12 protein-coding genes are annotated in these 12576 nt (G+C 70.4%); 5 read left to right on the top strand and 7 right to left on the bottom strand.

All coding sequences use genetic code 11. The annotated features are described in order from the left end of the window. Nucleotides 1-165: 165 nt before the first annotated feature. From AC1DU4_RS13360 to thyX, 4 genes are all read right to left on the bottom strand, one after another. Nucleotides 166-2895, bottom strand: coding sequence for a DNA translocase FtsK (locus AC1DU4_RS13360; RefSeq protein WP_477840531.1), 2730 nt, complete (start codon nucleotides 2893-2895; stop codon nucleotides 166-168). Between the two features lie 94 nt (nucleotides 2896-2989). Next, complete coding sequence (locus tag AC1DU4_RS13355; RefSeq protein ID WP_477840529.1) at nucleotides 2990-5005, bottom strand: ribonuclease J; 2016 nt, start codon at nucleotides 5003-5005, stop codon at nucleotides 2990-2992. Next, complete coding sequence (gene dapA / locus AC1DU4_RS13350; protein ID WP_477840527.1) at nucleotides 5002-5907, bottom strand: 4-hydroxy-tetrahydrodipicolinate synthase; 906 nt, start codon at nucleotides 5905-5907, stop codon at nucleotides 5002-5004. Before dapA ends, AC1DU4_RS13355 begins: the two co-directional genes overlap by 4 nt. A 67-nt stretch (nucleotides 5908-5974) precedes the next feature. Next, entirely contained in the window at nucleotides 5975-6727 is a 753-nt protein-coding gene (gene thyX / locus AC1DU4_RS13345; protein ID WP_477840525.1) for an FAD-dependent thymidylate synthase, read from the bottom strand. 193 nt (nucleotides 6728-6920) lie between these two features. Here thyX and AC1DU4_RS13340 point away from each other — a divergent pair, with 193 nt between their 5' ends. The 4 genes from AC1DU4_RS13340 to AC1DU4_RS13325 all read left to right on the top strand — a co-directional run bounded on the left by AC1DU4_RS13340 (nucleotide 6921) and on the right by AC1DU4_RS13325 (nucleotide 9627). After that, complete coding sequence (locus tag AC1DU4_RS13340) at nucleotides 6921-7730, top strand: tyrosine-protein phosphatase (protein ID WP_477840523.1); 810 nt, start codon at nucleotides 6921-6923, stop codon at nucleotides 7728-7730. A gap of 69 nt (nucleotides 7731-7799) precedes the next feature. Then, entirely contained in the window at nucleotides 7800-8282 is a 483-nt protein-coding gene (locus AC1DU4_RS13335) for a hypothetical protein (RefSeq protein ID WP_477840521.1), read from the top strand. 107 nt (nucleotides 8283-8389) lie between these two features. Next, nucleotides 8390-8824, top strand: coding sequence for an SRPBCC family protein (locus tag AC1DU4_RS13330; protein WP_477840519.1), 435 nt, complete (start codon nucleotides 8390-8392; stop codon nucleotides 8822-8824). Nucleotides 8825-8907: 83 nt separating this feature from the next. Further along, entirely contained in the window at nucleotides 8908-9627 is a 720-nt protein-coding gene (locus AC1DU4_RS13325; RefSeq protein ID WP_477840517.1) for a DUF427 domain-containing protein, read from the top strand. Nucleotides 9628-9677: 50 nt separating this feature from the next. On the opposite strand, the gene AC1DU4_RS13320 is transcribed toward AC1DU4_RS13325, so the two are convergent. Further along, complete coding sequence (locus tag AC1DU4_RS13320) at nucleotides 9678-10406, bottom strand: sulfite exporter TauE/SafE family protein (RefSeq protein ID WP_477840515.1); 729 nt, start codon at nucleotides 10404-10406, stop codon at nucleotides 9678-9680. 157 nt (nucleotides 10407-10563) lie between these two features. On the opposite strand from AC1DU4_RS13320, the gene AC1DU4_RS13315 reads away from it, so the two are divergent. Next, nucleotides 10564-11619 carry a pirin family protein gene (locus tag AC1DU4_RS13315; protein WP_477840513.1) on the top strand — a complete coding sequence of 352 codons (1056 nt, stop codon included), beginning with the start codon at nucleotides 10564-10566 and terminating at the stop codon, nucleotides 11617-11619. A 40-nt stretch (nucleotides 11620-11659) separates the two neighbouring features. Here the strand turns inward: AC1DU4_RS13315 and AC1DU4_RS13310 are convergent, their stop codons facing one another. Next, complete coding sequence (locus AC1DU4_RS13310) at nucleotides 11660-12139, bottom strand: flavodoxin family protein (protein ID WP_477840511.1); 480 nt, start codon at nucleotides 12137-12139, stop codon at nucleotides 11660-11662. A gap of 18 nt (nucleotides 12140-12157) precedes the next feature. Beyond that, complete coding sequence (locus tag AC1DU4_RS13305) at nucleotides 12158-12496, bottom strand: hypothetical protein (RefSeq protein ID WP_477840510.1); 339 nt, start codon at nucleotides 12494-12496, stop codon at nucleotides 12158-12160. Nucleotides 12497-12576: the final 80 nt, after the last annotated feature.

Genomic DNA, 12576 nt, shown 5'->3' with positions numbered 1-12576 from the left:
CAAGACACCGGAGGTCTCTCCCGCCGACGTAGGTCGACCGGCAACCCCGGACCGGCATCGGAGCCGATCGTGTTGACGGGATTGCCACAGGGGTGGGGATACTCCCCTCCAAGGCGTTTCATTCAACCACAAAACGGACACCGGAATTCACACCCGAGGCCGCCGTCACTCGTCCTCGGCGGAGGCCTCCGGGTCGCCGCCGCGGATCGACCACATCAGCCCCTCCAGTTCGTCGGGCTTGATCAGCACGTCGCGGGCCTTGGACCCCTCGGACGGGCCGACCACCCCGCGGGTCTCCATCAAGTCCATCAGGCGCCCAGCCTTGGCGAAACCCACCCGCAGCTTGCGCTGCAACATCGAGGTGGACCCGAACTGGCTGGTGACCACCAGCTCCACCGCCTGCAGCAGCACGTCCATGTCGCCGCCGATGTCGGGGTCGACGTCCTTCTTGTCCGCCGCCTTCGACGCGGTGACGCCGTCGGTGTACTCGGGATCCGCCTGGGTCTTGGCGAAGTCGACGATCGCGGAGATCTCTTCGTCGGTGATGAACGCGCCCTGCAGCCGGGTCGGCTTGCCGGCGCCCATCGGCAGGAACAGCGCGTCGCCCATGCCGATCAGCTTCTCCGCGCCCGGCTGGTCCAGGATGACCCGCGAGTCGGTCAGCGACGACGTCGCGAAGGCCAGCCGCGAGGGCACGTTGGTCTTGATCAGGCCGGTCACCACGTCCACCGAGGGGCGCTGGGTGGCCAGCACCAGGTGGATGCCCGCGGCCCGGGCCTTCTGGGTGATCCGCACGATCGCCTCTTCGACGTCGCGCGGGGCGGTCATCATGAGGTCGGCGAGCTCGTCCACGATCGCGAGGATGTACGGGTACGGCCGGTAGACACGCTCGCTGCCCAGCGGCGCCGTGATCTCCCCAGACCGGACCTTCTTGTTGAAGTCGTCGACGTGCCGGACCTTGTTGGCCTGCATGTCCTGGTAGCGCTGCTCCATCTCCTCGACCAACCACGCCAACGCCGCCGCGGCCTTCTTCGGCTGGGTGATGATCGGCGTGATCAGGTGCGGGATGCCCTCGTACGGGGTCAGTTCCACCATCTTCGGGTCGATCAGGATCATCCGGACCTCGTCCGGGGTGGCGCGGGCCAGCAGCGAGACCAGCATCGAGTTCACGAAGCTCGACTTACCGGAACCGGTGGAGCCGGCCACCAGAAGGTGCGGCATCTTCGCCAGGTTGGCGCTGACGAAGTTGCCCTCGATGTCCTTGCCCAGGCCGATCACCAGCGGGTGGTGGTCCTTGCGGGTGGACGGCGCGGCGAGCACGTCGGCGAGCCGGACCATCTCGCGGTCCGTGTTGGGCACCTCGATGCCGACCGCGGACTTGCCGGGGATCGGGGCGAGCAGGCGCACGTTGTCGGTCGCGACGGCGTACGCGATGTTGCGGGCCAGCGCGGTGATCTTCTCGACCTTGACGCCGGGGCCGAGCTCCACCTCGTAGCGGGTGACCGTCGGGCCGCGGGTGAAACCGGTGACGGCCGCGTCGATCTTGAACTGGTCGAGCACCTCGGTGATGGCCTCGATCATCGCGTCGTTCGCGGCGCTGCCGGTCTTCGGCGGGTCGCCCTCGATCAGCAGGTCGGTCGGCGGCAGCGTGTAGTCGCCCTCGATGACGCGGTCGGCGACCGTCATCTCCGGCTCGTCGTCCTCCGGTTCCGGCGCGGGCCGCGGCTTCGGGGGCGTCGGCGCCACCTTCGGCGCCGGACGCGGGCGCACCGCGGCCGGGGCAGGCGCGATCGGCGCCGCCGCGATGACCTCGGTGAAGGCGTCGTCGGCGGTCTCCTCGACCGGGTAGTTGCCGGCCGGCGGGGCGGCGGCCGCGTCGTCGACGGGGTAGCCGTCGGCGTCGAACAGCTCCGGGTCGTAGTCCGCGGGGTCCTTGCGGGAGCGCGGGTGCCGGCGGGTCGGCCGCAGGGTGCGCAGGTCGTCGAGGTCGTCGTGCCCGTAGTCGGCGTCGTCCCCGTCGGCGTCGTGGGTCTCGTCGTCGTACGGTTCGTACTCGTCGCCGTGGTCGTGGCCCGTGCCCAGCATGGTGCGCAGCCGTTCCGGGACCTCCCGGACGGTGGTCCCGGTGATCAGCAGGACACCGAAGCCCAGCGCGAGCAGCAGCAGCGGGACGGACAACCACATGGTCAGTCCGTCGGTCAGCGGCCCGCCGACGACGTACCCGACGAAGCCGGCGCCCTCCGCGCGACCCGACGCGTCGGTCGGGGTACCTCTGATGACGTGGTAGATCCCGAGCAGGGGCAGCCCGATCAGCAGCGACCCGAGCACCAGTCGCGGCCGCACCTCGGGCTTGGGCTCAGTGCGCATCAACGCCACCGCGACCCCGATGCCGACGAGCGGCAGCACCGCGCCGGCGCCTCCGAACAGTGCCCGGACCCCCGTCTCGATCCAGCCGCCGACCGGTCCCCCGGCCGCGAACCACATGGCGGCGGCGATGACGACGCTGACCGCGATCAGGCCGAGCGCGATGCCGTCGCGGCGGTGGCCGTGCTCGATGTCGGCGGCTCTGCCGACGGTACGGGTGGTGGCGCCGACACCGCGGGCGACCATGGTCCAGCCGCTGCTCAGGCCGCTCCCGACCACCTGCAACGGTCCGCGGGCGGACTTCGACGAGGGCTTGCGAGCGGTGGCGTTGCTGCGCGTGGTGCGCGGCGCGGTCGGCTTGCGCGGGGTGGTGACGGTCTTGGTGGTGCGACCGCCGGACCGCGGCTTCGCTCCCCCGCCCCTCGTCGAGCCGGCCCTCGACGACGCAGACCCCGACGATCCTCGCGGCGCTGTGGCGCGCCCTGAGGTCGTCGGGGTCTGCGTGGATCGGGTGCCGGTCTTACCTGCCATGCCTGTCAGGTTAGTCGCTCCGGCCCCATCGGGACCATTCCGCAACACGAGTAACAGGCGTGCCGCGCTCCGACCAGCGGTTCGAACTTCTGTGTCAGACGCCGATCACCGTCGGGATGATCATCGGGCGGCGACGGTACTTGTCCGCCACCCAGCGGCCGACGACGCGACGGACGGCCTGCGCGATCCGATGGGTGTCGGTGATGCCCTCCTGCGCGAGCCGGGCCAGTTCGGACTCCACCAGCACGGCGGCCTCCTTGAGGGCGGCCGGGTCGTCGGAGAAACCGCGGCCCGACACCTCGGGGGTGCTGACGGGCTTGCCGGTGTGGATGTCGACGGCCAGCGAGATCGCGATGAAGCCGCCCTCGCCGAGCACCAGGCGGTCCGAGAGGGTCGAGTCGCCGACGTCGCCGACGGAGTTCCCGTCCACGTAGACCATGCCGACCGGGACCCGGCCCACGATCTCCGCGAGACCGTCGACCATGTCCACCACGACGCCGTCCTCGGCGAGCACGATTCGCTCCTCCGGGACACCCGTGGCCTTGGCCAGCGCCGCGTTGGCCCGCAGGTGCCGCCACTCGCCGTGCACGGGCATGGCGTTGGTGGGGCGCACCGCGTTGTAGAGGTAGAGCAGCTCACCCGCCGAGGCGTGGCCGGACACGTGCACCTTGGCGCTCTGCTGGGTGACGACGGTGGCACCGCGCTTGGCGAGGCCGTTGACCACCGCGAACACCGAGTTCTCGTTGCCGGGGATCAGCGACGACGCGAGGACCACGAGGTCGTTCGCGCGGACGTTGATCTGCCGGTGCTCGCCGCGGGCCATCCGGGACAGCGCGGAGAGCGGTTCGCCCTGCGAGCCGGTGGAGATGAGCACCAACCGGTCGTCGGGCAGGTTCGCCGCGGTGTCGACGTCGACGACGACGCCGTCCGGGACGCGGAGGTAGCCGAGGTCCTGGGCGATCTGCATGTTGCGGACCATGGACCGGCCGACGAACGCGATCCGGCGGTTGTACCGCACCGCGACGTCCACCACCTGCTGGATGCGGTGCACGTGGCTGGCGAACGACGCGACGATGACGCGCTGCTTGGCCTTGCCGATGACGTTGTCCAGGACGCCGCCGATCTCCCGCTCGGGAGTGACGAAGCCGGGCACCTCGGCGTTGGTGGAGTCCACCAGGAACAGGTCGACGCCCTCGTCGCCGAGCCGCGAGAAGCCGGCGAGGTCGGTCAGGCGGCCGTCGAGCGGCAGCTGGTCGAGCTTGATGTCACCGGTGTGCAGCACGATGCCGGCATCGGTGCGGATCGCGATGGCGATGGCGTCCGGAATCGAGTGGTTGACGGCGAAGTACTCGCACTCGAACGGGCCGTGCGTGGTGCGCTGACCCTCGGTGACCTCGATCAGGTTCGGCCGCTGCCGGTGCTCGCGGCACTTCGCGGCGACCAGCGCCAGGGTGAACTTCGAGCCGATGACCGGCAGGTCCGGGCGCAGGCGCAGCAGGAACGGGATCGCGCCGATGTGGTCCTCGTGGCCGTGCGTGAGCACCACGGCCTCGACGTCCGCCATCCGGTCCTCGATGTGCGCGAAGTCCGGGAGGATCAGGTCGACACCGGGCTGCTGGTCCTCGGGGAAGAGGACACCGCAGTCGACGATGAGGATCTTGCCCTTGTGCTCGAAGACCGTCATGTTGCGGCCGATCTCGCCGATGCCGCCCAGCGCGACGACCCGCAGGCCGTTGTGCGGCGCCTTCRGCGGCAGTCCGAGCCGCTCGGTGGGATCGACTCCCGCCCGGCCGTCGGGCCGCTGGCCGCCGGAGCTCCGCTGACGCTGCGGCCGGTTGCCGCCGCCTCCGCCGCCACGCGAGCGGGACGAGTCGGACTTGCGCTGGCGCGAGCCGGACTTCGGGGCGTCGCCCTTCGGCGCCTCGGCCTTGGCGGCCTGAGACTTCGGGGCTTCGGCCTTGGGGGCCTGGGACTTCGGGGCCTCAGCCTTCGGAGCCTCGGCCTTGGGAGCCTGGGTCTTCGGCGCCTCGGCCTTGGGAGCCTCGGGCGCTGCTTGAGACGGCGGGCCTGCCTGACGGCTGGCGCTACGTCGACGAGTAGGACGGGTCATGAAAGAACCTCCGCTGCACGCAGGTCGGCCGTGAGGCCCTCGAGTTGTTCAGGAGTGGGTGGGACCTGCGGCAAGCGCGGGTCCCCGACGTCGATACCCTGCAGGCGCAGGCCGGCCTTGCTCGCCGACACACCACCCAGACGGTTCGCCGCACGGTAGAGCGGCATCAGTCCAACGTTGATCTCGCGGGCCTTCGCGATGTCACCGGACTCGAAGGCGTCGAGCATCGCACGCAGTCGGCCGGGCGCGAGGTGCCCGATGACACTGACGAATCCGACCGCGCCGACCGAGAGCCACGGCAGGTTCAGCTGGTCGTCGCCGGAGTAGAACAGCAGGTCGGTCTGGGCGATCAGCTCGGCACCCGCGTTGAGGTCGCCCTTGGCGTCCTTGACCGCGAGGATCCGGGGGTGCTCGGCCAGCCGGTAGATGGTCTCGGTCTCGATCGGCACGACGGAGCGGCCCGGAATGTCGTAGAGCATCACCGGCAGGTCGGTCGCGTCGGCGACGGCGGTGAAGTGCGCCAGCAGGCCGGACTGCGGCGGCTTGGAGTAGTACGGGGTCACCACGAGCAGACCCTGGGCACCGGCCCGGGCGGCGTCGCGGGCGAGCTCGACGCTGTGCGCCGTGTCGTTGCTGCCGGCGCCGGCGACGATCTTGGCGCGGTCACCGACCGCGGCGATCACCGCGCGCATCAGCTCGAGCTTCTCGTTCTCGGTGGTGGTGGGCGATTCGCCGGTGGTACCCGCGAGCACGAGGCCGTCGCAGCCGCCGTCGACGAGGTGCGTCGCCAACCGGACACCGGCATCCACGTCGAGCTTGCCGTCCGCGGCAAAGGGGGTCGCCATAGCGGTCAGGATCGTGCCGAACGGACGCTCGACTGGGGCGGAATCACCGTTGATCATGGTCAGAAGGTTACCCGGTGGCCCGGCCTGGATTGCACACCGCGGCGGCGCGACGCGTGCCGCCGGGTCAGGACTGCTGGTCGAACTCGCTGACCGCCACCTCGGTACCGTCCGGAAGTTCGGCAATCGTGAAGTCCCCGAACACGTTTGGAGCCGCAACCGAAAGCTGCCGCAGGCACTCGACGGCCACCTCACGGATCTCCACGTCGGCATGCTCGGTGGCACGCATCGACACGAAGTGCCGCCACGCCCGGTAGTTTCCGGTGACCACGATGCGAGTCTCGGTGGCGTTCGGGAGCACCGAGCGCGCCGCCTGCCGGGCCTGGCGAGCGCGCACCGACCCGTTCGGCACGTGCGCAAGCTTGGCATCGAGCGCGTCGAGCAGGTCCGCATAGGCGGCCCGGCTGGCATCCGTGGCGGCCTCGAACAACGCCTCGAGTTCGGGGTCACCGACGATCGCGGGCGGCGGCACCACCTTCGCGTCCCGCTCGGGGACCGAGCGCTGGGACAGCTGCGAGTAGGACAGGTGCCGGTGCCGGATCAACTCGTGCGTGCAGGAGCGGGAGATGCCGGTGATGTAGAAGCTGACGCTGCCGTGTTCGAGCACGGAGAAGTTCCCCACCTCGAGCAGGTGCCGCAGGTAGCCCTCGTTGGTCGCCGTGCGCGGGTTCGGCTTGGACCAACTCTGGTAGCAGGCCCGACCGGCGAACTCGACCAGCGCCTCGCCGCCTGCCGCGTCGGTGTCCCAGGGCACGTCCGGCGGCGGGACGAACTCCGTCTTCGCAATGAGCTGCACCTTCAGGGACACCGCTTGCCGCACCGCACACCCTTCCTCGGTCCATGCCCACCGGGCTCCACCCACCCGCACCATAGTCCCCACCAGCCTCAACGGGCGAGCAAGTCTGCTCATTCGCCATCCACCGTTTACCTTGACGGTGTATCAACTGGGTGTACATAGCGTCAGCCGAACCCGCAGCCGCGGATCGGTATCCGTTCTCGAGATGGAGCGCCCTATGACCCACACCCCTACCCGCTTGCGCGTCGTACGCGCGGCCGCCGCGCTCACCGCCGGCGCCGCACTCTTCGTCGGCGGACCCGTCGGCGTCGCCCTGGCCGCCCCGCCCGCGGTCGTCGCGGCGGCCACCGACCACTCACTGCACCTCGAGGGCGCCCCGAACGCCCGCGACGTGGGTGGCTACGAAACCGTCGACGGCAAGACCGTCAGGACCAACATGGTCTTCCGCACGGACGCACTCAACAAGCTGACCCCGGCCGACCTCGCCAAGCTGGAGGGCCTGAACGTCAAGGTCGTCGACGACCTGCGCACGGTCTACGAGCGGGCCCTGCAGCCGGACAAGCTGCCCGCCGGGGCGACGTCGAACTGGTACGACGTGCTCGGCAAGGCATCGCCCAGCACGGCGGCGGACCTCAGCTTGGCCTACGTCGCCTTCATCGAGGCCCCCGGCGCCAGCGAGGCGTTCGCCTCGGTGCTGCGCGACATCCGCGAGACCGACGGCGCCGTGCTCTACCACTGCAGCCAGGGCAAGGACCGGACCGGCTGGACCACCGCCGTGCTGCTGACCATCCTCGGCGTGGACCGGGCCACCGTGAATGCGGACTACATGCTGACGAACGAGTACGTCGACGAGAGCGGTTCGTCGATCACCGGCTCGCTCGGCGCCGCCGGCGTCAAGCAGGAGTGGCTGGACACCTCGTTTGCCACCGCCGAGGCGAAGTACGGCAGCTTCGACAACTACGTGCACCAGGGGCTCGGGTTGACCGACAACGACATCGCGGCCCTGAAGGCCAAGCTGCTCGTCTGACATCGCCCTCCGTCAGTGTGACGTCACAAGATGGTTGACTGACGTCATCTGTGACGTCACACTGACGGCATGAACCTCTCGGACTACACCCAGACGCTGCGTACCGACCTGATCGCCGCGGCGGCGCTCGGTGACGAGAACACCCGCCGGATCGCCGAGGCCCTCGCCGGCGCCGCCGAGAACTCGGCCCGGCTGATGCTGCTGGCCGCCCTGTCCGACCTCGCGACCGAGGTGTCGGCCGAACTCGGCGACCGCACCGTGCACGTGAAGTTCGACGGCACCGACGCCGCCGTCGAGATCACCCGCCCCGCCACCGCCGACACCGGCGCACCCGACGACGCGGGCCCGGAGGGCGGCAGCGGGACCGGACCCACCTTCGACGACGTGACCGGGGACATCTCCCGGGTGACCCTGCGACTGGTCGAGCAGATGAAGGCCCGCGCCGAGGACGCCGCCGCCCAGAACGGGATGTCGCTGAACTCCTGGGTCGGGCAGGCCGTACAGGGCGCGCTGCGCGACCAGACCCGCAAGGGCCGGCACAGCGACCGTTGATCCCCGGGGGCCGTCGGTCCCCCGACCGCGAACAGTGGAGTGGTCTAATGACGCCACGCTCGAGCACCATTCGACCCGTTCGCAATCACAGATATGGGGTAGACCCGATGGCCGTGTCCGGAAGCAAGGAATTCGACATCAAGGCCGATCCGGCCACCGTCATGGCCGCGATCGTGGCGGTCGACCGACTCGGCGAGTGGTCCTCCGCCCACAAGTCCGTCACGATCGAGAGCACCTACCCCGACGGCCGTCCGCACCGCGTCCGGATGGTCGTCTCCGTCGTGGGCATCAGCGACGAGCAGGTCGTGGACTACGCCTGGGACGGCGAGAACCACATGTCCTGGACCCTCGTCGAGAGTGGTCAGCAGAACAAGCAGGACGGCTCCTACACACTGACGCCGATCGACGGCGGCACCCGGGTCAAGTTCGAGCTGACCATCGACCCGAAGATCCCGCTGCCCGGCTTCATCGTCAAGAAGGCGCAGAAGACGGCGATCGACACCGCCTCCAAGGGCCTGACGAAGTTCGCCGAGAGCTTCTGACGGACCCGGCCACGACGCGACGGCGCGAGACCGCCGTCGCGTCGGCCGTCGCGGCCGGCGGCGCGCGGGACTAGCCTGGTCACATGCGGGTGGAACCCAGCGACAGGTGGGTACGCGGACTGACGGGCGACACCGTCGTCGTCAGCAGCTTTGCGCCGCGGCTCTTCTGGGAAGACGCCTTCCCGGTGCCGTCGTATGCCTACCCCCGCGAGGACGTCCGGACGGACCTGCTGCGACCGGGCTCGGAACCCGCCTCCCCGCACCCGTTCTTCGGGCCGCACGGTCCGGTCAGCGAGTGGTTCGACCTCGAGACCGGGGACGGCCGGACGCTCCGCGCCGTCGCCTGGGTTCGTGACGACCCCGCCCTCGCGGACCACATCGTGTGCTCCTGGGAACCGGGCCTGCTCGACCGCTGGCTGGAGGAGGACGAGGAAGTCTCCGGCCACCCCCGCGATCCTCATGCGCGGGTCGACGCGCTGCCGAGTTCCCGGCACGTCACCGTCGCGCTCGATGGCGTCGTGCTGGCCGAAACTTCCAGTCCGGTACTGCTTTTCGAGACCGGACTGCCCACCCGCTACTACCTGCCCCGCGAGGACGTCGACCTCGGCAAGCTCACCGCCAGGTCTCGCCGCACCCACTGCCCGTACAAGGGGGACGCCGAGGAGTACTGGGACGCGCCGGGAGCGGAGGGCGTCGCCTGGTCCTACCCGCGCCCGTACCCGGCGGTCGCCGCGATCGCCGGACGCATCGCGTTCTACAACGAACTCGTCGACATCGCCGTGGACGGCCACGACCCGGCCTGAGCCGGGCGCCGGGGCGCCGCGTTGCCGCTCCCCCGCCCGTGGACGACGTCCTACGCCGTCACGATCGTGAGCATCCCCGCCGCCGTCACCAGCACGACCACGGCCCACCGGAAGCTCCCGACGGACAGCCTCTTCGCGATCCCGATGCCGAGCGCGTTGCCGGCGAGTCCCACGGCCGAACAGCCGAGGAGCATCGGCCAGTTGGTGGTCGGGTCCGTGTCGGAGTAGAGCCACAGCAACGCCAGCGAGAGGGTGTTGGTGATGACGAAGAACCCGGCCAGGTCCGCGATGAAACTCATCGGGGGCAGCCTGGCGCGGCTGAGCAGCAGCACCACGGGCGGCCCGTTCAGCGAGGTCGTGGCGCCGAAGTAGCCGCTGACGAACCCCGCGGCCGACAGGGCCGGCCGCGACGGCGGCCGGGTGCCGCCGGACGGCTGGATCGCCAGCGCCAGCCCGCAGAGCACCGTGAGCGCGCCCACCGCCGGTTTGAGGTAGGCGACGGGCAGCAGCGCCACCGTCAGCACACCCAGCCAGGACCCCGGCAGACTGGCGCCCCCCATCCACCCGACGCGCCGCCATTCGATGTGGGCCCGCAACTGGATGACGACCGCGATCCTCGTCACCAGTCCGACGACCAGGTTGACCACGACGACCTCGGTCACCCCGACGCCGGCCAGCAACATGAGCGGGGCGGCGATCAGCGCGGTCCCAAAACCCGTGGCGCCACCGATGATCGACGCGAAACCGACGCACAGCATTGCCAGCACGAGCACGGACACGGGACCGGCGCCTCCTTCGTCGTGGCAGCTGCGGGATTCGCCGCCGACCCTATCGGTCGCCCGCCGGGCCCATCTCAATCGGAATAGCGATTCGGACGATTCGGTTGTGCAGTCTGAGCAGCGGCAGCCCAACCGCGGCGAACGAAAGGGGAACTCCATGGAGGCATCCAGCGATCGCGGACAGGTCTTCCGGCTCGGCCAGCCCTGGCAGGGCGCGCCGCCCTTCCTGTTCGCCAACTGGCACGTGGACCACTACCCGGCCGGCAACGAGGACATGACCCCGGCGACGGGACTGGACGGCCGCCCCCTGGGCAGCGACTTCGGCCACCCGTCCGGCTGGAACATGTACCACGGCCAGTCCGTGCCCGGCTTCCCCGCGCATCCGCACCGGGGCTTCGAGACCATCACCATCCTGTCGGGCGGGTACGTCGATCACGCCGACTCCACCGGCGCCGCCGCCCGTTTCGGGCCCGGCGACGTGCAGTGGCTGACCGCCGGCCGCGGCATCTCCCACTCCGAGATGTTCCCGCTGCTCGAGACGGACGCGGACAACCCGTTCGAACTCTTCCAGATCTGGCTGAACCTGCCCGCCGCATCGAAGATGGTGGAGCCCGAGTTCCGGATGCTCTGGAACGAAGACATCCCCGTCGTCCGGGTCGCGGGCCCCGGTGGCGGCGAGGCCCGCGTCAAGGTGATCGCCGGGCGCTACCTCACCGAACAGGGCGACGCCGTCGACCCCCTCGCGCCGCCCGTCGGGTCCTGGGCCGCCGACCCGGCCTCCGACGTCGCCGTCTGGCTGCTGGAACTCGACCCGCACGCGCGTGTCGAGCTGCCCGCCCAGTCGGCCGACCAGGCCCAGCGGGTGCTGTACGTCTACGGCGGCGGGTCTCACGCGATGGTCGCGGGGCTCGACGTCGGGGCCGGGTTCGGCTTCGCCCAGGCCGGAACCGGCACGACGCTGGTCGAGACCGGGGCCTCCGGCGCAAAGCTCCTGCTACTGCAGGGCGTGCCCATCGACGAGCCGGTCGCACAGCACGGGCCTTTTGTGATGAACACCCGGGACGAGCTGATCGAGGCCTACGACGAGTACCAGCGCACCCGCTTCGGCGGCTGGCCGTGGGAGCGCGACGACGTGGTGCACCCCCGCACCGAGGGCCGCTTCGCCAGGCACACCGACGGCCGGTTGGAGCGTCCGGGCGCGACGGCTGGCTGAACGACAGCGCCACGGCAACTTCGCGAGCCCGTCTGTGGCGTCAGCCTTCCGCGAGCGTCACCGCGACCGTCGCGCCCAGCTCGTAGCACCGCTCCCGCGCCGCGGCGTCGACCCCGCCGGTGATCTCCACCGTCTGTGCGACCTGGGTCAGCGCCAGCCCGGCGACGATCTTGTCGACCGAGCGGACCGCCCCCGCGGTGTCGTTGTTGCCGTGCACCCACAGTCCGAACGGCCGGCCCGCCACCGCGTCCAGGCACGGGTAGTAGACCGTGTCGAAGAAGTGCTTGAGCGCGCCGGACATGTACCCGAAGTTCGCGCTGGTGCCGAACAGGTAGCCGTCCGCCGCCAGCACGTCGGGCACGGTGGCTCCGAGTGCCGGTACCGAGCGGACCGTCACGCCCTCGATGTCGGGGTCGTGCGCACCCGCGAGCACCGCCTCGAGCAGTTCCCGGGTGGGCGGCGAGGGGGTGTGGTGCACGACGAGCAGGGTGCGCTCACCGACGACGGGGGCTTCGGTCACCCCAGCAGACTACTCACGTCACGGCCGAGACCTGTTGGATCCGAACGACCCTCGACGCGACAGGTCGGGCCACGGCGGCCGCCGCAGCACCGCCAACGTGGCGATCACCGTCGCCGCCAGTCCGATGGACACGGCGAGCAGCCCGACCCGGGTCTCGTCGACGGCCGCCTCCCAGGAGACCTTTCCGTCGTGGACGACGAACGCGCCGACCGGCGTCGCGGTGAATCCGCGGCCACCACCCCGAATCCTCGCGACGGTGACGATCGTCGCCCCGTCGACCGTCTCGTACGGCTCCCCGAAGACGCGTGATGCGGAAGGATCGGTCCGCACCTCGTTCACCAAATCCGGAGTCTCCATTGCGGCACCTCTCGTCGGTATTCGCGCGTCGCATCGCCACCAGGCTATCGACGCCTGCCGACCGATGCCGGGTGCCGCGT

It is taken from the genome of Rhodococcus sp. P4_F5, from assembly GCF_056401315.1.
Note: the sequence above shows the minus strand (reverse complement) of the source record. Positions and strands in the feature narration are given on the sequence as shown.